The organism is Saccharopolyspora antiqui (assembly GCF_052246905.1).
Classification (GTDB): Bacteria; Actinomycetota; Actinomycetes; order Mycobacteriales; family Pseudonocardiaceae; genus Saccharopolyspora.
This window is the reverse complement of sequence record NZ_JBQQBO010000020.1, coordinates 120,845-139,357: the sequence shown is the minus strand read 5'-3', so window position 1 is coordinate 139,357 and position 18,513 is coordinate 120,845. Positions and strand designations below refer to the sequence as shown.

The window sequence follows — 18,513 nt, the reverse complement described above, 5'->3', positions numbered from 1 at the left end:
CGGTGCGGGTGGCAGACCTGGCGATTTCGCGCGAAATCGCCACCCGCCCCGCGTGGGAGACGGCGATTTCGCGCGAAATCGCCCACCTCACCCGAGGTGGACGGCCCGACACGACCACCTCAAAGACAGGCACCGAGGCTCCGCCACCCGCACCGCCACGCAAACCAATCACGCACCTGCTATGCACCGGAATTGCCGGTCAAGACGGGTTGGTGCTGGTCAGGGGAGGGAGCCGGGTTGGCCGGTGGTGCGCCGCAGGACGCGGAGGGAGCCGACGACCCGGGTTTCGCGGAAGGCGCCGGTTTCCAGGGCTCGGCGGTAGATCCGGTAGGGGGCCTGGCCGCCGTCGTCGGGGTTGGGGAAGACGTCGTGGATCACCAGGACGCCGTCCGGGGCGACCCACCGGGCCCAGCCCTCGTAGTCGGTGGTCGCGGCGGCGTCGGTGTGCCCGCCGTCGATGAACAGCAGCGACAGCGGGCTGCGCCAGAACTCGGCGACCGCGCCGGAGCGGCCGACGATCGCGGTCACCTCGTCCTCCAGCCCGGCTTCGGCGATGGTTCGCCGGAATTCGCCCAGCGTGTCCAGTTTTCCGACGACCGGATCGACCAGGTCCGGGTCGTGGTACTCCCAGCCGGGCTGGTGTTCCTCGGAGCCCCGGTGGTGGTCGACGGTGACGATCCGGCCGCCGGTGTGGCGGGCCGCTGCGCCGAGGTAGATGGCGGATTTGCCGCAGTAGGTGCCGATCTCCACCGCCAGCCCGGTGCCGAGGTGTTCCAGCGCCGCTTCGTAGAGCGCCTGCCCCTCTTCGGCGGGCATGAACCCGGTGGCCCGTTCGGCGAGTTCGCGCAGCTCGGCGGGGATCGGTGGGTGTTGCTCGCGGTCGGTGGCCGATCCCTGCGTCACGTGCGTGCTCCGTCCGTCCGGGCTGCTGACGCCGGAAATCCTACCCGCTGAACGCGGCAGTTCCGGTAGAACCTGTTGCCATTTGCCGCCTCGTACCGGACTTGTCGAGCCGTCTCGCCCCGCGCTCGGCTGCTTGCATTGCGACCGGCCGCCCGGTACTACTAGAACAAGTTTCACTACATGGCGATGGGTGAGGCGGGGCCGATGGAGTTCGCGTTCGAGGAAACACAGCAGGCGGTGCAAGGTCTGGCCGCCGACGTGCTGCGGCGCGAAGCCGGTCGAGTCGGCGATCGTGATGGAACCAGTTACGACGAGGCGACCTGGAAGGCGCTCGCCGACGCGGGGCTGCTCACCCTCGCGGTGCCCGAGCGGCTCGGTGGAGCTGGGCTCGGCGTGCTGGAGACATCGATCGTCCTCACCGAGATCGGGCGCACCGCGGCAAACGTACCGGCGCTGAGCACGCTGGCCTTCGGCGTCCTGCCGATCTCGCGGCACGGCACGACAGCCCAGCAGGACGGATTGCTGGACGGCCAGCTGTTGACCGCCGCGCTCAACGAGCCGTCGGCGCCGCTGCCGAGCTCGCCGCGCACCACCGCGCTCGGTGCTCAGCCGAGGGTCACCGGCACCAAAACCGGTGTGCCGCACGCCGATCTCGCACACCGGATGCTGGTGTCGGTCAGCACGCCGGGCGGCGCCGGGGTCGTCCTGGTCGATCCCGGTGGCGATGGCGTCACGCTGCGCCGGGTGCCGTCGTCCTCCGGCGTCGAGTGGGCCGTCCACTTCGAAGGCGCCCGTGGCGAATTCCTCGGTGGGCAACCGGATCGAGCGGTGCTCGACGATCTGCACGCGTGCGCGCTCGCGGGCAGCTGCGCGATGGGCGACGGTGCGGTCGCCGGGGCACTCGGACTCACCGCGGAGCACGTCCGCACCCGGCACCAGTTCGGCAAGCCGCTGGCGGCTTTCCAGGCGGTGGCCCAGCAGATCGCCGACGTCTACATCGCCGCCCGCACCCTGCACCTGGCCGCCGGATCCGCCTGCTGGCGGCTCGGTTCGGGACTCGACGCGGCCGAAGACCTCGACATCGCCGCGTGGTGGCTGGCCGAAGAGGCCCCGGCGGTGCTGCAAACCTGCCACCACCTGCACGGTGGCCTCGGCCTGGACATCACCTATCCGCTGCACCGCTACTCGTCGCTGATCACCGACCTGGCCCGATTGGTCGGCGGTGCGCAACACCGCCTGGACCTGCTCGCGGCGCGGGCTTGAAGAGGTGCCCATGTTCATCGAACTCACCCCTGAGCAACACGCCCTGCAAGCCGAACTGCGCGCCTACTTCAGCGGTCTCGTCACAGCGGAGGAACGCCAGCGGATGGCGGTCGACCGGCATTGCGGCGCGCATCGCGACGTGGTGCGCCGGATGGGCCGGGACGGCTGGCTCGGCGTGGGGTGGCCGGTCGAGTACGGCGGTCGCGGCTTCGGCGACGTGGCACAGCTGATCTTCGCCAACGAGGCCGCGCGGGCCGACGTGCAGCTGCCCGCCGTGACCCTGCAGACCGTCGGGCCGACGTTGCAGGCGTGCGGAACCCCGGAGCAGAAGGCCTTCTTCCTGCCCAAGATCCTGGCCGGGGAGATCCACTTCGCGATCGGCTACACCGAGCCCGATGCGGGCACCGACCTGGCATCGCTGCGCACCACCGCGGTGCGCGACGGCGAATCCTACGTGGTCAACGGCCAGAAGATCTTCACCACCGGCGCGCACGACGCCGACTACATCTGGCTCGCGTGCCGGACCAACCCCGATGCGCCCAAGCACCGGGGCATCTCGATCCTGATCGTCGACACCCGCGACCCTGGCTACTCGTGGACGCCGATCATCACCTGCGACGGCGCGCACCACGTCAACGCCAGCTACTACCAGGACGTCCGGGTACCGGCGTCGATGCTGGTGGGGGAGCAGGACGCGGGCTGGCGGCTGATCACCACGCAGCTCAACCACGAGCGCGTCATGCTCGGCCCGGCCGGGCGAATCGCCGGGATGCGCGAGCGGGTGCGCGAGTGGGCGCGGACCAGGACCACGCCGGAGGGCACGCCGCTGCTCGAACTGCCCGACGTCCGCCGGGTGCTGGCCCGGGTGCGGGCCTGCGAACGGGTCAACGAGCTGCTCAACTGGCAGGTCGCGGCGGCTGCCGCGCTCGGCCCGGTGGCCGTTGCCGACGCTTCGGCGACCAAGGTGTTCGCCTCGGAGCGCATCCTGCACCTGGGGCGGCTGCTGGCCGAAGTCGTCGGACGGCACGGCGATCCGTCCGATGTGGACACCGAAGAGCTGATGAGCTGGCTGGACGTGCACTACAAGCGAAACCTGGTGCTCACCTTCGGCGGTGGGGTCAACGAGGTGCAGCGCGAGCTGATCGCCACTGCCGGACTGGACCTGCCGCGGGTGCCGCGCTGAGCCGGAGGGAACATGACCAGCACAACGACCGCGGCGGATGCCATCCTCGCCGCCGCGCACCGCATCCAGCAGCGCGGTCCCAGCGCGCCACGAGCCGCGCGTGATCCGGTCAACCTCCCGATGATCAACAACTGGGTGGAGGCGATCGGCGACGGGAACCCCGTCTACACCTCCGCGGCTGCGGCTGCCGCGTCCGTCCACGGTGGACTGGTCGCGCCTCCGGCGATGGTGCAGGTGTGGACGATGGGTGGCCTGCACCCGCAACGCGATCCGGACGATCCGCTCTACGCGATGATGGCCGCACTGGACGAAGCCGGGTTCACCTCGGTTGTGGCGACCAACTGCGAGCAGACCTACCACCGGTACCTGCGGCACGGCGAAGCGCTCACCGTCGCCACCCGGCTGGACAGCGTCGTCGGGCCGAAGCGGACCGGCCTCGGCGAGGGCTGGTTCGTCACCACCCGCAACACCTGGTACGTCGGCACCGAGCCGGTCGCCGAGATGCTGTTCCGGGTCCTGAAGTTCCGCCCACCGGAGGCGAACACCGCGCCACCGCAACAGCAATCGGCCAGCACCGACGTCATCCGACCGGCTATCAACCAGGACACCGCCTACTTCTGGGCCGGGACGGCGGCCGGGGAACTGCGCATCCAACGTTGCGGGCAGTGCGGACTGCTGCGGCATCCACCGGGGCCGATGTGCCCGGAATGCGGTGCCACCAAACGGACATGCCTCATCTCGGCAGGGCGCGGCGAGGTCTACAGCTACGTCGTCCACCACCATCCGCCGGTGCCGGGCAAACAACTGCCGCTGGTCGTGGCGCTGGTCGAGCTGGACGAAGGGGTGCGGATGCTCGGCGAACTGCGCGGCGTCGACCCGGAGCACGTCGAGATCGGCCAGCGCGTGGTGGTCGAGTTCCAGCGGATCGACGACGAACTGGTGCTGCCGGGGTGGCGGCTCGATGCGTGACCCGTTTCGCGGCAGCGTCCCGCGAGGAACCGGAGGCGTCATGACCCTGGCCCGAACCCGCTCGCTCGCCGAGGTGCGCATCGGCGACGCGCTACCGGAGGAACGCATCGAGGTCTCGCCGACCTTCGTGGTCAGCACCGCGATCGCGACCCGCGACTTCCAGGACGTCCACCACGACCGCGACCTGGCGGTGGCCAAGGGATCCAAGGACATCTTCCTCAACATCCTCACCACCACCGGCCTGGTGCAGCGCTACGTCACCGACTGGACCGGACCGCAGGCGCTGCTGCGCGGGGTGGCGATCAAGCTCGGCGTGCCCTGCTACGCCTACGACGCGCTCACCCTGCACGGCCAGGTGCTGGAACGCGACGGCGATGTGCTGGTGGTCGAAGTGCTGGGCCGCAACAGCCTCGGCACGCACGTCACCGGCACGGTTCGGGTGGCACTGCCGGAGGTGGCGCGATGAGCACGATCTCGGGCCGGGCGGCCATCGTCGGGATCGGCGCGACGGAGTTCTCCAAGAACTCCGGGCGCAGCGAACTCCAGCTCGCCGCCGAAGCCGTCCGGGCGGCGCTCGCGGACGCCGCCCTGGATCCATCCGATGTGGACGGTCTGGTGACCTTCACCATGGACAACAACGCCGAAACGGCCGTCGCGCGGGAACTGGGCATCCCGGAGCTGGGCTTCTTCAGCCGGATCTCCTACGGCGGTGGTGCCGCGTGCGCCACCGTGCAGCAGGCGGCGATGGCGGTGGCCACCGGGATGGCCGAGGTCGTGGTCTGCTACCGGGCCTTCAACGAGCGCTCCGGCAACCGGTTCGGCCGGGTGCAGACCGCGGCCGCCGCCGCCCCGACATCGTCGGGACTGGACAACAGCTGGTCCTACCCGTTCGGGGTGGCCACGCCGGGTGCGCAGGTGGCCATGTTCGCCCGGCGCTACATGCACGTCCACGGCGCCACCAGCGCCGACTTCGGCCGCGTCGCGGTGGCCGACCGGAAGCACGCGGCGACCAACCCGAACGCCTGGTTCTACCAGCGGCCGATCACCCTCGCCGACCACCAGGCCTCGCGCTGGATCACCGAACCGCTGAGGTTGCTGGACTGCTGCCAGGAGAGCGACGGCGGCGTGGCCATCGTGGTGACGAGCCCGGAGCGCGCCGCGGACCTGCCGCATCCCCCGGCGGTGGTGGCCGCGGCGGCGCAGGGCAGCGGCGCCGACCAGTTCACCATGACCAGCTACTACCGCGACGATCTGGCCGCGCTGCCGGAGATGGGCGTGGTCGCCCGGAAGCTGTGGCAGCAGGCCGGGATCGGGCCGCGTGAGATCCAGGTCGGCATCCTCTACGACCACTTCACGCCGTTCGTGTTGGTGCAGTTGGAGGAACTCGGCTTCTGCGCACGCGGCGAGGCGAAGGACTTCATCGCCGACGGCGCGATCGAACTCGGTGGACGACTGCCGCTGAACACCCACGGCGGGCAGCTCGGCGAGGCCTACATCCACGGGATGAACGGCATCGCCGAAGCGGTTCGGCAGATCCGGGGTGCCGCGATCAACCAGGTCGACGACGTCCGGCACGTCCTGGTCACCGCGGGTACCGGCGTACCGACCAGCGGCCTGGTCCTATCGGCGGCTTGAGCACCTGTCCCGCTGCGCGGTGAGTTGGTGCCGTTTCGTCCGCTGGGGCCAGTGCGGGCGATTTCGAAATCGCCACTAGCAGTGCCTCCCGCATTTGGCGCAGATTCGGCCGCCGCCACCCTGTTTCGGCACCGGTACGTGCCCGCCGCCTTCCGGGCACTCGTCCATTCTCGGGACATCGGGGAGCCTGCGCGGCGGAGCGCTCCGGTACGCGTAGTACGCGAAGTTGGCCCGGAATACCCCGCCGACACCCATTGTTCGCTCCTGATCATCGTGCCCTCAGCACTCACGTCGGCCGAGATCGCTTCGAGGAAAAGGTGCAAACGGTCGGTCTCTCGGGCGAAATTTCGGGTACACGCAGTGGCCGTCACGCCTCCGATCGCGATCTTGCTCGATTCTGCCGGAATCTGACTTCGTCTACTGCGACAGGGCGTCGAGCACCCGGCGCAACCGCGCGTCCAGGTGGCCGCGCAGTTCGGCCGTGGCGTCGATGGCGAGTTCGGCGTCGAGGTCGGCCAGTTCGATGATCTGCCGCGTGATCGCGGGCAGGGTGTCCTCGCCGAGTTGGACGGTGCAACCGCGATCGCCGACGGGGGTTACGCGCTGCGGCAGCAGCGGGTGCAGGTGGTCGAGCACGGTTTCGGCAGGGGCCTGCACCGTGACCTGCGCAGTGTAGCGGTAGGGCGCGTCAGCGATCGAGCGCCGGAGGTATTCCGCGGCGCTTTCCGCAGGTAGGGCACGGGGTTCGAAGCGGCGGCCGGTGGCCAGCGGCCGGGTGACGCGGTCCACCCGGAAGGTGCGCCAGTCGTCTTGCTCGGGGTCGAAGGCGACCAGGTACCAGAGCCCAGCCGCCGCGACCAGGTTGTGCGGCTCGACCCGGCGGGATGTCGCCGCGCCGCTGCGTTTCGCGTAGTCGAACGAAAGCAACTCCCGGTCTCGGCAGGCAGCCGCGATGGTGGCCAGCGTTGCGGCATCGACCTGCGGCCCGCCGCGCACCACCACCGGCACCGTCGCATCGGAGACGGCCCCCACCCGAGCGCGCAGCCGGGCCGGGAGCACCTGTTCCAGTTTGGCCAGCGCGCGGATCGAGCTCTCCTCGATGCCGGTGACGCTTCCGCTGGCGGCGGTCAGCAGTCCGGCGGCCACCGCCACCGCCTCGTCGTCGTCGAGCAGCAGCGGGGGCAGGTTCTTGCCGGAGGCCAGGCGGTATCCGCCAGCGGTGCCGGTGGTGCTATCGACCGGGTAGCCGAGTGCCCGCAGCCGGTCGATGTCGCGGCGCACCGTGCGGCCGGTGACCTCCAGGCGATCGGCGAGTTCGGCGCCGGACCACTCCCGTCGGCTCTGCAGCAGCGACAACAACTGGAGCAACCGGGCGGGCAATGTGGCTGTCATGGCATCCACCCTCTCAACCGCCTGTCGTCGAACGCGATCCGCATACCGGTGCGAGTCCCGCGCCGATCGGGTGAGAGGTGAAGGGCACCTTTCGCCAACTTACTTGGTGGAAAGTGCCCTTCACCTCGCCCTGATCGTGGTGTGCGGCGGGGTTGAGGCTTCCACTAGTTTAGGACAGGTTCTGTCCTGAGTTCTACTCACGAGCACGTGCCGCCGAGGCCCGATCTGCGCGCCTTCTATTCGTAGGTGATGTGGACTTCGTCGGTGATCGGTAGGGACTGGCAGGCCAGGATGATGTCGTCGTCGAGATCTTCCTGGTCCAGCACCGAGTTCCGCACCATCTTCACCTCGCCGCGATCGATCCGGCAGGCACAGGCGCTGCAAGCGCCTTCCCGGCAGGAGAACGGTGCGTCGAGGCCGTTGTCCAGCAGCACGTCGAGCAGGCGCTGCTGGCGCGGCCAGGAGAATCGGTGGCGTTGGCCGTCGAGTTCGACCTCGACGGCCGCGGCGCCCTCCGCCGCGACAACCGGTTCGGCCTTCTCGAAGGGGTTGCGCGTCAAGGAGACGAACCGCTCGATGTGGATGCGCTCGCGCGGCACGTCGAGCTCGCGCAGCGCCTGCGCGGTGGCGTCCATGAAACCGCCCGGCCCGCACACGAAGCACTCGCGGTCGGCGAACGGGCGGACCAGCTCACGCAGCGCCGACACGCGGGGCAGGCCCTGCACCGACTCCAGCCAGTGCACGACCACCAGCCGATCGGGATACCGCGCGATGAGGTCCCGGAGCTCGGTGGCGAAGATAACCGAATCCTGGTCCTGGTTGGCGTAGATCAGCACCACCTGACCGCAACCGGCGGCCAGCACCGATTTGGTGATGGACATGACCGGTGTGATCCCGCTCCCGGCCGCGAGCAGCACCAAGTCGTCGTCCAACGAGCGGGGTGTGAAGGCACCGGCCGGTGGCAGCACGTCCACCGCGGTCCCGGCCGTGATGTTCTCGCACAACCAGTTCGAGCCGTAGCCCGCGCGTTTCACCGTGACCTGCCACGTCTCGTCGGTATGCGGCGAACTCGACAGCGAGTAGCTGCGCGCCACCGAACCGGTGTGGTCACTGGGGATTCGCAGGGTGAGGAACTGGCCGGGGCGGTAGGACCAGGTCGGTGGCGCTTCGAACACCAGCGACCGGCTGTCCCGGGTCTCCTCGACGACCGCGGTGACCCGCAGCCGAGCAGGCTCGGACATCACTGGCTCCTAACGGCTCGACCGTGCACCCGGATCGGTTTGCCGAACACCTCCCCAGCCAGGCACGAGGACCGGCGATTTCGCGCGAAATCGCCAACATCGCCCCGGCGCGGCGCCAGGATCGGGGTGGCTTCGGCCTCAGCCAGCACGCCGGTTCCCGTTGGTATCACCAGGTTCTCGCGGCATCGCGAGCCGACCGTCGCGCGCCGCCGAGTCGATGCTCGCCTGCAGGTCGGGGCAGGATTCGACGACCTCACCCGCGGCTCGGGTGGCCAACGCCGCGCACTGGCGGGTGCCGTCGGTGGTCCACTGGATGCTGGTGTGCTGGGGGCTGTTCTTCTTCGCCAGCACCCGGATACCGCAGCGCCCGCACTGGATCAGGCACAGCCCCGAGCGCAGGTAGTCCTCCCGATCGGTGGCCGTGGCTTCGCGCACCCTGGCCAGCGTCCGCGGCTGGTCGGCGAAATCCGGTGCCTTGGCCCAGGTCGGCATCAGCTCTCCGCCGCCCTGCGCGCGAGGTTGTCCGCGACTTCCCGTTCCCACACCTCGTTGGCCCGCGTGGTGTCCACTTCGAACTCGAACCGCGCGACCATGTCGTCGCCGACGTCCTCGACGTCCACGTAGAACTGCTCGTACCAGCGCCGCAACTGGTAGACCGGGCCGTCTTCCTCGCACAGCAGCGGATTGTCGATGCGGGTCTTGTTCCGCCAGATCTCCACGTCCTGCAGGAACCCGACCCCGGTGTTCTTGGCGATCTTGCCCGCCAGCTTGTCGGCCTGCTCGTCGGAGAGTCCGGGCAGCTTCTTGACCAGCACGCCCCACTGCAGCACGAACGAATCCGCGGTCACCGGGTAGTGGCAGTTGATCAGGATGGTTTCGATGAGGGTGCCCCGGTAGTTGTTCCACAACCGGTCGATCATGTACGACGGACCGTAGTAGGACGCCTCCGAGCGGACCATGTTGTCACTGCCGGAATAGCTGCCCGAGCCGATGTCCGGGCGTCCCTTGGTGGTCAGGTACTGGCTGGCGACGTGGCCTTCGAAGACGTTCTTGAAGTAGGTCGGGAACGCGAAGTGGATGTAGAAGAAGTGCGCCATGTCCACCACGTTGTCGACGATCTCGCGGCAGTGCGAACCCTCGATGCGCACAGTGTCCCAGGTCCAGTTGCTCCACTCGCTGGAGAACGCCTCCGGCAGGCGCGGAATCGTGACGTGCTCCGGCGGTGGATTGCCCTGCGGGTCGTGCCAGACGAACAGCTGCTTGTTCTCCTCCATCGCCAGCCACGCCTTGGTCCGGGCGCGCAGCGGAATCCGCTTGGCGTAGGGGATCGCGACGCAGCGCCCGTTGGCAGCCCAACGCCAGTCGTGGAACGGGCAGGCGACCGCGTTGCCCTTGACGGTGCCCTGGGTGAGATCGCCGCCCATGTGCCTGCAGTACCCGTCGAGCACGCCCAGACGACCGTCCTCGCCCTGGAACACCACGAGCTTGGTGCCGAAGGCCTCCACCGCGTGCGGCTTGCCGTCCTTGAACCAGTCGGCCGGTCCGAGGCAGTGCCAGCCGCGTGCGAATCGGGTCGGTGGGGTCCCGACGTCGATGGTGCGCACCTCGTCGTGGCCGTTGCTTACCGCCGTCATCTCGTCCCTTTCGCTCATACCGCCTCGGTCGCTAGGTGCCGAGCGGCGAGGTATCCGAAAGTCATCGCGGGACCGAGGGTCGCGCCCGGTCCGGCGTAGGTGTGGCCCATCACGGCGGCGCTGGTGTTGCCCGCCGCGTACAGGCCGTCGATGGGTGTGCCGTCCTCGCGCAGCACCCGGGCGTGCGCGTCGGTGCGCAGTCCGCCCTTGGTGCCCAGGTCGCCCGGCACGATCTTCACCGCGTAGAACGGCGCGACCTCCACTGCGCCCAGGCTCGGATTGGGCCGGTTGCGCGGATCGCCGTAGTAGTGGTCGTATCCGGAGGCGCCGCGCTGGAAGTCGGCGTCCACGCCGCTGCGCGCGAAGGTGTTGAACCGTTCGATCGTTTCGCGCAGCGCATCGGCCGGTACCTCGATGCGTTCGGCCAAGGCCTCGATGGTGCTGGCGCGCTGGATGGCTCCGCTCTGGTACCAGCGGCCGGGGAAGGACTGCCGCGGCCCCAGCCCGGCGAACATGTACCGGTTGCGGTAGCGCTGGTCGGCGATCAGCCAGGTCGGCATGTGCTGCGCGGGACCGTCACCCGCCCCGTACATGGCGTGCACCGCGTCGACGTACGGTGCGGCCTCGTTGACGAATCGTCGACCCTGGCCGTTGATCATGATGCAACCGGGCAGGGTCCGTTCGGCGAGGCAGAACCAGGGGCCGCCGGGCAGCGGGATCGACGGACCCCACCAGGCGTCGTCCATCAGCTCGACCGCCGCCCCGAGCCGCTGCGCGGCGGTGATCGCATCGCCGGTGTTGCCCTTGGCCCCAACCGTCCATTGTGTACCAATGGGTGCTCGTTGGTGCTGCTTGCGCATCGGCTCGTTGTGCTCGAAACCTCCGGCCGCCAGCACGATTCCCCGTCTTGCCAACAACATCCGCTGCTCGCCGTGCTGTTCGACGACGACGCCGGTGATCCGGTCGCCGTCCCGGTGCAGGCCGATCAGCGGGGTGCCCAGCCACACCGGAACTCCGGCGTCGCGCAGCCCCACCCGCAGTCCGGCGGCCAGCGCTTGGCCGAGCGCCAGCAGGTGCTGGCCGCGAGCGCGGGCCAGCAGCCAACGCAGGCCGACGCGCAGCGCGCGCAGCGGGCCGCGCGGATGCCGGGCGAGCAGGTTCAGCCACCGGAAGTCGGCTTGCGTGATCACCAGGTTCGGCGCCGCCCTGCCGTAGTTGCGTTCGAGGTCGGGCAGCAGGTCGCCGAGGATCCGGCCATCCAGCGGCGCCGGTTCGATGGACCGCCCGCGCACCCGGCCGCCGGGAGCTTCCGGGTAGTAGTCGGCGTAATCGGTCACCCAGCGCATCCGCAGCGGGGTGCTCGGCAGCACTTCGGCGAGCATCCGCGGACCGCCTGCCAGGAAGGCCTGCTGCCGTTCGCGGCTCACCGCTTCGCCGACGATGTGGGCGAGGTAGGTGCTGGCGGCCTCCGGGCTGTCGACGATGCCCGCCTCGGCCAGCACGTGGTTGTTCGGTATCCACACGCCGCCCCCGGAGCGGGCCGTGGAACCGCCGAACCGGGCGGCCTTCTCCACGACCACCGCATCGAGCCCGTGCTGGGCCGCGGTCAACGCCGCCGTCATCCCGGCGGCACCGCTGCCGACCACGACGACGTCGAACTCCGAGCGGGTGTCAGGCGTTGCTGCGGTCATCGCACCTCCCTCCCGAACAGCCTCGCGAACCATACTGAAACATGTTATAGATTTTGATGCCAGTAGCGCTATGGTGTAGCCAGAAAACAGGCAGTTGTTCCGCAGTCGAGCTGAAAAGAACCTGTTTCAAACCAGTGAGGGTGCGATGGTCCAGCGCAGCGCATTGCACGCCGATGTGGTGATCGTCGGCTTCGGCGTGGCCGGAGCCTGCGCGGCACTCGAAGCCGCCCGCGCCGGAGCTCGGGTCGTGGTGCTCGACCGGTTCCACGGCGGGGGCGCGAGCGCGTTGTCCGGCGGTGTGGTCTACGCCGGAGGCGGCACGCGGCAGCAGCGGGCGGCCGGGGTGTCGGACACGGCCGAGGCGATGTACGCCTACCTGCGGCAGGAAGTCGGGGACGCGGTCAGCGCCGACACCCTGCGCCGGTTCTGCGAGTCCAGTGCCGATCTGATCGGCTGGCTGGAGCGGCAGGGAGTGCCGTTCGAGGGCAGCCTCTGCCCGTACAAGACGTCGTATCCGAGCAACCGGCACTACCTCTACTACTCGGGCAGCGAAGCGGCGGGCGGATTCCGCGACATCGCACCACCCGCCCCGCGCGGGCACCGCGCCAAAGGCCGCGGCACCTCGGGAAAGGTGCTGTTCTCGGCGCTCGCCGCTGCGGTGCGCGGCACCGGGATCCAGGTGCTCACCCAAACCCGGGCGCGAGAACTGGTCCTGGACGCCGACGGTCGGGTCTGCGCCGTCGACTGCGAGCGGCTCGGCGGGGCCGCTGGTCGGGTGCACCGGTTGCTGGGCCGCGTCGCGGCCAAACCCGGGATGTACCTGCCGAAACTGGCGCGGCTGCTGCACCGCGCGGTCGAGCGGCTGGAGCAGCGCTACGCCGAGCCGGTGCGGATCCACGCGGACCGGGCGGTGGTCCTGGCCGCGGGCGGCTTCGTGGCGAACCGGGCGATGATGCGCCGATTCGCCCCCGCCTACCGGGGCGGACTGCCGTTGGGCACGCGCGGCGACGACGGTAGCGGGATCAGGCTGGGACAGGGCGTTGGTGGTGCGCTCGGCAAGATGGACCGGGTCTCCGCGTGGCGGTTCATCAGCCCGCCCAGCGCGATGCTCGGCGGCGTGCTCGTCGACCAGCGCGGTCAGCGGATCGGTGATGAGTCCCGCTACGGCGCGGCGCACGGACGCGCGCTCGTCGAGGCACCCGGCGGACGCGGCTGGCTGCTGATCGACCAGCGGTTGCGGCAGCAGGCCAAGGACCAGTTGCGCAGCCAGACGGTGTGGTTCCAGCGATTGCAAGCGCACTACCTGCTCGCCACCGCGGCGACCGGCAGGACGCTCGATGCGGTGGCCGCCAAGGCAGGTGTCGACGCCGATGCGTTGAGGGCCACCGTGGACGATTACAACGAGGCTGCTCGCACCGGAAAACCCGATCCTGCGGGAAAACCGGAGGAGTTCGTGCAATCCCTGGAACAGCCACCGTTCGCGCTGCTGGACGTCTCGATCCGACCTCGCCCGGCCTACCCGTGCCCGATGCTCACCCTCGGCGGGCTGCTCGTCGACGAGGACACCGGCGGGGTGCGCAGCGAGCAGGGCGGCACGATCCCCGGCCTGTTCGCCGCCGGGCGCACCGCGGTCGGGGTGTGCTCGAACTCCTACATCAGCGGACTGTCGTTGGCCGACTGCGTGTTCTCCGGCCGTCGGGCCGGGCTCAACTCGGCGAAAGGGTTGACGGATGCTGACACCTGAGGCACGCGCCGAGGCGGCGCGGCGGCTCTGGGAAGCCGAACGCGATCGGACACCCATCCCGCCGCTGGTGGAGACGAATCCGCAGCTCGACGCGTTCGACGCCTACGCGGTGCAACTGCTGAACGTGCGGCGCCGCGACGAGCCGGTCGTGGGGCACAAGGTCGGGCTGACCTCGCCGGTCATGCAGCAGATGATGGGTGTTTCCGAACCCGACTACGGGCACCTGCTGGCGAGCATGCGGCTGCCCGGAGGCGAGCCAGTCGATCCCCGGCGGTACTGCGTGCCCCGCGTGGAGGTCGAGGTCGGGTTCCTGCTCGGCGCCGATCTGCCCGCGGAATGCACCGAAGCCGACGTGCTGGCCGCCACGGAGGCGCTGGTGCCCGCGATCGAGCTGATCGACAGCCGGATCGCGGACTGGCGGATCAGCCTGGTGGACACGATCGCCGACAACGCGTCCTCTGCCGGGTTCGCCCTCGGTGCGGCCCGGATCGATCCGAACTCCGTGGACCCGCGCGGCATCGAGGTGGTGCTGTGGCGGGGCGGCGAGGCCATCGAGCGCGGCAGATCCGATGCGGTGCTGGGCAATCCGGCCACCGCCGTCGCCTGGCTGGCCCGCAAGGTCGGGGCCTTCGGCGTCCGGCTGCGGGCCGGGAACATCGTGCTGCCCGGCTCCTGCACCCGCGCGATCGACGCCCGCCCGGGCGACGACTTCCGGGCCGATTTCCACTGCGAGGGAGCCGAAATCGGCTCCGTGGCGGTGTCCTTCGGGTCGTGAGTGCGAGAACCGGATCCAACCGGTTTTCGCACTCACGACACCTGACCTGCAGAAAGGAGGCGGCATGGCGACCGCGGCGATCGTCGGATCCGGCAACATCGGCACCGACCTGCTCTACAAGCTGAGCCGGTCCGCGCACCTCGAACCCCGCTGGATGGTCGGCATCGACCCGGACAGCGCCGGGCTGCGCCGGGCGACCGAGCTCGGGGTGGCGGCGAGTGCGGCAGGGGTGGACTGGCTGCTCGAAAACCACCGTCCCGACGTGGTTTTCGAGGCGACCTCGGCGAAGGTGCACCGGGCGAACGCGCCCCGCTACGCCGCGGCGGGCATCCGCGCCATCGACCTCACCCCGGCCGCCGTCGGCCCCTACGTGGTGCCACCGGTCAACCTCGACCAGCACCTCGACGCGCCGAACCTGAACCTGATCACCTGCGGCGGCCAGGCCACCATCCCGATGGTGCAAGCCGTGTCGCGGGTGGTTCCGGTCGACTACGCCGAAATCGTCGCATCGGTGGCCTCGGTGTCGGCCGGACCGGGCACGCGGGCCAACATCGACGAGTTCACCCGCACCACCGGCACCGGCATCGAGGTCCTCGGCGGGGCCAAGCGCGGCAAGGCGATCATCGTGCTCAACCCGGCCGATCCGCCGGTGATCATGCGCGACACCATCTTCTGCGCCATCCCGGCCGACGCCGACACCGACGCGATCGGCACGTCGATCACCAAGATGGCCGCCGAAATCGCCGAATACGTGCCCGGCTACCGCCTGCTGGTCGAGCCGCAGTTCGACGCGCCATCGGCGACCACCGGCGGCATGGCGCGGGTGGCGATCTTCGTCGAGGTCGAGGGCGCCGGTGATTTCCTGCCGCCGTACGCCGGGAACCTGGACATCATGACCGCGGCCGCGGTGCGGGTCGGCGAAGAGCTCACGATCAAGGAGGCAGTGCGGTGACCGGTCTGCCCAACACCTACTCCGACGCCCTGGACGTGCGGATCACCGACACCTCGCTGCGCGACGGATCGCACCACAAGCGACACCAGTTCACCGCGACCGAGGTGCGCGACATCGTGGCCGCCCTCGACGGCGCGGGTGTACCGGTCATCGAGGTGACCCACGGCGACGGACTGGGCGGCTCGTCGTTCAACTACGGGTTCTCCCGCACGCCAGAACAAGAACTGATCACCATCGCCGCCGAAACCGCGCGACAGGCCAAGATCGCCGTGCTCATGCTGCCCGGCGTCGGGGTCACCGACGACATCGCCATCGCCCGCGACAACGGCGCCTCGGTCTGCCGGATCGCCACGCACTGCACCGAAGCCGACGTGTCGGTGCAGCACTTCGGCCTGGCGCGCGAACTGGGTCTGGAGACCGTCGGATTCCTGATGATGGCGCATTCCCAGCCGCCGGAAGCGCTGGCCGGGCAGGCGCGGATCATGGTCGACGCGGGCTGCCAGTGCGTCTACGTCGTCGACTCGGCCGGGGCGCTGGTGCTCGAACAGGTCGCCGCGCGGGTGTCCGCGCTCATCGCGGAAGTCGGCGGCGAGGCCCAGATCGGCTTCCACGGTCACGAGAACCTCGGTGTCGCGGTGGCGAACTCGGTTGCCGCGGCCCGCGCCGGTGCGGTGCAGATCGACGGCAGTGCCCGCCGTTTCGGCGCCGGGGCCGGGAACACACCGGTCGAGGCGTTCGTGGCCGTGTGCGACAAGCTCGGCATCCGCACCGGGGTCGATTTCTTCGCCGTCGCCGACGCCGCCGAGGACGTGGTGCGCCCGGCGATGCCCGAAGAATGCCTGCTGGACCGCTCGGCGCTGATGATGGGCTACGCCGGGGTGTACTCCAGTTTCCTCAAGCACGCCACCCAGCAGGCGCGGCGCTACGGCGTCAGCGAGGCCGCGCTGCTGGTGCGCGCGGGGCAGCGCAAGCTCGTCGGCGGGCAGGAGGACCAGCTGATCGACATCGCGCTGGAGCTGCAGCGCGAGCATCGACACGAATGAGAACGTGTTCTAGCCTGTGGTGACTCGGGAAACGGGAGCGGCCGATGAAGGACAGTGGAGCAGTCGTCGAACGGGTGCGGGAACTCCTGCCGCTGCTGCGGGACCGCGCGCAGAAGGCCGAGGACGCGCGCAAGATCCCGGAGGAGACCATCGGCGCGTTGCAGGAGATCGGGTTCTTCGCGCTGCTGCAACCGGAACGCTACGGCGGCTACGAGGCCGATCCGCTGGACTTCTACGCGGCGGTCAAACTCCTCGGCAGCGCCTGCGGTTCGACCGGATGGGTGGCCTCGATCCTCGGGGTGCACCCGTGGCACCTGGCGCTGTTCCCGGAGCAGGCGCAGGACGACGTGTGGGGCAGCGATCCGGCGACCCGGGTCTCGTCCTCGTACGCCCCGACCGGCAAGGCGACGGTCGTCGAGGGCGGCTACCGCCTCACCGGGCGGTGGAGCTTCTCCTCCGGCTGCGACCACGCGTCGTGGGTGTTCCTCGGCGGCCCGGCGCTGGACGGCGAAGGCAAACCGGTCGACTTCTGCACGTACCTGCTGCCGCTCGGCGACTACCGGATCGAGGACGTGTGGGACACCGTCGGTCTGCGCGGCACCGGTAGCAACGACATCGTGGTGGACGACGTGTTCATCCCCGAACACCGGGTGCTCAGCTTCGTGGCGATGTCCAAGACCCAGTGCCCCGGCCACCTGGTGAACACCGCGCCGCTCTACAAACTCCCTTGGGGGACAGTGCATCCCTCGACGATCACGGCACCGATCATCGGCATGGCCCAGGGCGCCTACGACGCGCACGTGGCGTACCAGGGCGAGCGGGTGCGGGCGGCGTTCGCGGGCGAGAAGGTCAAGGACGACCCGTTCGCCAAGGTGCGCATCGCCGAGGCCGCCAGCGAGATCGACGCCGCGTGGCTGCAGTTGACCAACAACCTGGCCGAAGAATTCGCGCTGGTGAGCGCGGGCGAGCAGGTTCCGATGTCGCTGCGGCTGCGCGCGCGTCGCGACCAGGTGCGCGGCACCGCGCGGGCGATCTCGGCGATCGACCGGCTCTTCGAGAACTCCGGCGGACGTGCGCTGTGGTCGGGCACGCCCATCCAGCGGTTCTGGCGCGATGCGCACGCCGGTCGGGTGCACGCGGCCAACGACCAGGAGCGGGCCTACACCATGTTCGGCTCGGGTGAATTCGGTGTCCCGATTAAGGATTCGATGGTCTGATGATCAACTTCGACACGACGAGCCGGACCGCGAAACTGCGCTCCGGGCTGACGCTGCACTACCACGAGGCAGGAGATCCGGAGAAGTCCCCAGTGGTCATGTTGCACGGCGGCGGCCCAGGCGCCTCGTCGTGGAGCAACTTCTCCCGGAACATCGGGATTTTCGCGGCGGACTTCCACACCATCGCGGTCGACCAACCCGGTTTCGGCCGCTCCGACAAGCCGACCGAACACGGCCAGTACTTCACCCACAGCGCCACCGCGTTGCTGGACCTGCTCGACGAACTGGGCCTGTCGCGGGTGCATCTGCTGGGCAACTCGCTGGGCGGCGGGACGGCGGTGCGATTCGCGCTGGACCACCCCGACTGCGCCGGACGACTGGTGCTGATGGGACCCGGCGGGCTCAGCCTCAACGTTTTCGCGCCCGATCCCACCGAAGGGGTGCGCAAGCTCAGCGCCTTCGGCGCACCTCCGGGGCCCAGCAAGGAAAAACTCGCCGCCTTCCTGCGCACGATGGTCTACGACCAGTCGCTGATCACCGACGAGCTGATCGAGGAACGCTACGCCGCCGCTGCCGCACCCGAATCGCTGGCGGCGATGCGGGCGATGGGCGCGTCGTTCACGCATCCGGACACCTTCGAAGAAGGCATGCTGTGGCGGGAGGCGTACCGGCTGCGCCAACGGGTGCTGCTGATCTGGGGTCGGGAAGACCGGGTGAACCCGCTGGACGGGGCGCTCGTCGCGCTGAAGCTGATCCCGCGCGCCCAACTGCACGTCTTCGGCAGGTGCGGGCACTGGGCGCAGCTGGAGAAGTTCGCCGAATTCAACCGGATCGCCACGGATTTCCTGCTGGAGCCGTGACGGAGGGAGGA

The 18,513-nt window shown here is 69.6% G+C and carries 17 protein-coding genes; 11 read left to right on the top strand and 6 right to left on the bottom strand.

The window, feature by feature from the left end; all coding sequences use genetic code 11:
- Positions 1 to 219: 219 nt before the first annotated feature.
- The gene (locus ACTWQN_RS27600; protein WP_443206498.1) at positions 220 to 903 is read right to left on the bottom strand and encodes a class I SAM-dependent methyltransferase; all 684 of its coding nucleotides are present in this window, start codon (positions 901 to 903) and stop codon (positions 220 to 222) included.
- Positions 904 to 1,107: 204 nt separating this feature from the next.
- Here ACTWQN_RS27600 and ACTWQN_RS27595 point away from each other — a divergent pair, with 204 nt between their 5' ends.
- The 5 genes from ACTWQN_RS27595 to ACTWQN_RS27575 are packed head-to-tail and all read left to right on the top strand — an operon-like array spanning position 1,108 to position 5,953.
- Positions 1,108 to 2,166, top strand: coding sequence for an acyl-CoA dehydrogenase family protein (locus ACTWQN_RS27595; protein WP_443206503.1), 1,059 nt, complete (start codon positions 1,108 to 1,110; stop codon positions 2,164 to 2,166).
- Positions 2,167 to 2,176: 10 nt separating this feature from the next.
- Entirely contained in the window at positions 2,177 to 3,349 is a 1,173-nt protein-coding gene (locus ACTWQN_RS27590; RefSeq protein WP_443206497.1) for an acyl-CoA dehydrogenase family protein, read from the top strand.
- Positions 3,350 to 3,361: 12 nt separating this feature from the next.
- The gene (locus ACTWQN_RS27585; protein WP_443206496.1) at positions 3,362 to 4,318 is read left to right on the top strand and encodes a bifunctional MaoC family dehydratase N-terminal/OB-fold nucleic acid binding domain-containing protein; all 957 of its coding nucleotides are present in this window, start codon (positions 3,362 to 3,364) and stop codon (positions 4,316 to 4,318) included.
- Positions 4,319 to 4,358: 40 nt separating this feature from the next.
- Positions 4,359 to 4,784 carry a MaoC family dehydratase gene (locus tag ACTWQN_RS27580; protein ID WP_443206495.1) on the top strand — a complete coding sequence of 142 codons (426 nt, stop codon included), beginning with the start codon at positions 4,359 to 4,361 and terminating at the stop codon, positions 4,782 to 4,784.
- Positions 4,781 to 5,953: a lipid-transfer protein gene (locus tag ACTWQN_RS27575; protein WP_443206494.1), complete on the top strand. Its 1,173-nt coding sequence runs from the start codon at positions 4,781 to 4,783 to the stop codon at positions 5,951 to 5,953. Before ACTWQN_RS27580 ends, ACTWQN_RS27575 begins: the two co-directional genes overlap by 4 nt.
- A gap of 417 nt (positions 5,954 to 6,370) precedes the next feature.
- Here ACTWQN_RS27575 and ACTWQN_RS27570 read toward each other — a convergent pair whose 3' ends face one another.
- The 5 genes from ACTWQN_RS27570 to kstD form a co-directional block, all read right to left on the bottom strand.
- The gene (locus tag ACTWQN_RS27570; RefSeq protein ID WP_443206493.1) at positions 6,371 to 7,345 is read right to left on the bottom strand and encodes a helix-turn-helix transcriptional regulator; all 975 of its coding nucleotides are present in this window, start codon (positions 7,343 to 7,345) and stop codon (positions 6,371 to 6,373) included.
- A gap of 236 nt (positions 7,346 to 7,581) precedes the next feature.
- Entirely contained in the window at positions 7,582 to 8,586 is a 1,005-nt protein-coding gene (locus ACTWQN_RS27565) for a 2Fe-2S iron-sulfur cluster-binding protein (RefSeq protein ID WP_443206492.1), read from the bottom strand.
- A gap of 138 nt (positions 8,587 to 8,724) precedes the next feature.
- Positions 8,725 to 9,078, bottom strand: coding sequence for a hypothetical protein (locus tag ACTWQN_RS27560; protein WP_443206491.1), 354 nt, complete (start codon positions 9,076 to 9,078; stop codon positions 8,725 to 8,727).
- Positions 9,078 to 10,220: a 3-ketosteroid-9-alpha-monooxygenase, oxygenase component gene (locus ACTWQN_RS27555; RefSeq protein WP_443206502.1), complete on the bottom strand. Its 1,143-nt coding sequence runs from the start codon at positions 10,218 to 10,220 to the stop codon at positions 9,078 to 9,080. The genes ACTWQN_RS27560 and ACTWQN_RS27555 overlap by 1 nt, the downstream gene beginning before the upstream one ends.
- 14 nt (positions 10,221 to 10,234) lie before the next feature.
- Positions 10,235 to 11,911, bottom strand: a complete 1,677-nt coding sequence (gene kstD, locus ACTWQN_RS27550) for a 3-oxosteroid 1-dehydrogenase (RefSeq protein ID WP_443206490.1) — start codon at positions 11,909 to 11,911, stop codon at positions 10,235 to 10,237.
- A 145-nt stretch (positions 11,912 to 12,056) separates the two neighbouring features.
- Between kstD and ACTWQN_RS27545 the strand changes: the two genes are divergently transcribed.
- The 6 genes from ACTWQN_RS27545 to hsaD all read left to right on the top strand — a co-directional run bounded on the left by ACTWQN_RS27545 (position 12,057) and on the right by hsaD (position 18,502).
- The gene (locus tag ACTWQN_RS27545) at positions 12,057 to 13,655 is read left to right on the top strand and encodes an FAD-binding protein (RefSeq protein ID WP_443206489.1); all 1,599 of its coding nucleotides are present in this window, start codon (positions 12,057 to 12,059) and stop codon (positions 13,653 to 13,655) included.
- On the top strand, positions 13,642 to 14,430 hold the full coding sequence (locus ACTWQN_RS27540) for a 2-keto-4-pentenoate hydratase (protein WP_443206488.1): 789 nt from the start codon (positions 13,642 to 13,644) through the stop codon (positions 14,428 to 14,430). The genes ACTWQN_RS27545 and ACTWQN_RS27540 overlap by 14 nt, the downstream gene beginning before the upstream one ends.
- Positions 14,431 to 14,494: 64 nt before the next feature.
- A complete protein-coding gene (locus tag ACTWQN_RS27535; protein WP_443206487.1) occupies positions 14,495 to 15,382 on the top strand; it encodes an acetaldehyde dehydrogenase (acetylating) in 888 nt (295 codons plus the stop codon).
- A complete protein-coding gene (dmpG, locus tag ACTWQN_RS27530) occupies positions 15,379 to 16,425 on the top strand; it encodes a 4-hydroxy-2-oxovalerate aldolase (protein ID WP_443206486.1) in 1,047 nt (348 codons plus the stop codon). The genes ACTWQN_RS27535 and dmpG overlap by 4 nt, the downstream gene beginning before the upstream one ends.
- A gap of 44 nt (positions 16,426 to 16,469) precedes the next feature.
- Positions 16,470 to 17,642: a 3-hydroxy-9,10-secoandrosta-1,3,5(10)-triene-9,17-dione monooxygenase oxygenase subunit gene (gene hsaA / locus ACTWQN_RS27525; RefSeq protein WP_443206485.1), complete on the top strand. Its 1,173-nt coding sequence runs from the start codon at positions 16,470 to 16,472 to the stop codon at positions 17,640 to 17,642.
- Positions 17,642 to 18,502, top strand: a complete 861-nt coding sequence (hsaD, locus tag ACTWQN_RS27520) for a 4,5:9,10-diseco-3-hydroxy-5,9,17-trioxoandrosta-1(10),2-diene-4-oate hydrolase (protein WP_443206484.1) — start codon at positions 17,642 to 17,644, stop codon at positions 18,500 to 18,502. Before hsaA ends, hsaD begins: the two co-directional genes overlap by 1 nt.
- Positions 18,503 to 18,513 lie beyond the last annotated feature (11 nt).

Coding starts and splice junctions, on each gene's coding strand:
- ACTWQN_RS27575 (WP_443206494.1), top strand. CDS start 4,781: ATGAGCACGATCTCGGGCCGGGCGGCCATCGTCGGGATCGGCGCGACG.
- ACTWQN_RS27560 (WP_443206491.1), bottom strand. CDS start 9,078: ATGCCGACCTGGGCCAAGGCACCGGATTTCGCCGACCAGCCGCGGACG.
- ACTWQN_RS27595 (WP_443206503.1), top strand. CDS start 1,108: ATGGAGTTCGCGTTCGAGGAAACACAGCAGGCGGTGCAAGGTCTGGCC.
- ACTWQN_RS27540 (WP_443206488.1), top strand. CDS start 13,642: ATGCTGACACCTGAGGCACGCGCCGAGGCGGCGCGGCGGCTCTGGGAA.
- ACTWQN_RS27545 (WP_443206489.1), top strand. CDS start 12,057: ATGGTCCAGCGCAGCGCATTGCACGCCGATGTGGTGATCGTCGGCTTC.
- ACTWQN_RS27535 (WP_443206487.1), top strand. CDS start 14,495: ATGGCGACCGCGGCGATCGTCGGATCCGGCAACATCGGCACCGACCTG.
- ACTWQN_RS27590 (WP_443206497.1), top strand. CDS start 2,177: ATGTTCATCGAACTCACCCCTGAGCAACACGCCCTGCAAGCCGAACTG.
- ACTWQN_RS27570 (WP_443206493.1), bottom strand. CDS start 7,345: ATGACAGCCACATTGCCCGCCCGGTTGCTCCAGTTGTTGTCGCTGCTG.
- hsaD (WP_443206484.1), top strand. CDS start 17,642: ATGATCAACTTCGACACGACGAGCCGGACCGCGAAACTGCGCTCCGGG.
- ACTWQN_RS27555 (WP_443206502.1), bottom strand. CDS start 10,220: ATGACGGCGGTAAGCAACGGCCACGACGAGGTGCGCACCATCGACGTC.
- kstD (WP_443206490.1), bottom strand. CDS start 11,911: ATGACCGCAGCAACGCCTGACACCCGCTCGGAGTTCGACGTCGTCGTG.
- ACTWQN_RS27585 (WP_443206496.1), top strand. CDS start 3,362: ATGACCAGCACAACGACCGCGGCGGATGCCATCCTCGCCGCCGCGCAC.
- ACTWQN_RS27565 (WP_443206492.1), bottom strand. CDS start 8,586: ATGTCCGAGCCTGCTCGGCTGCGGGTCACCGCGGTCGTCGAGGAGACC.
- hsaA (WP_443206485.1), top strand. CDS start 16,470: ATGAAGGACAGTGGAGCAGTCGTCGAACGGGTGCGGGAACTCCTGCCG.
- ACTWQN_RS27580 (WP_443206495.1), top strand. CDS start 4,359: ATGACCCTGGCCCGAACCCGCTCGCTCGCCGAGGTGCGCATCGGCGAC.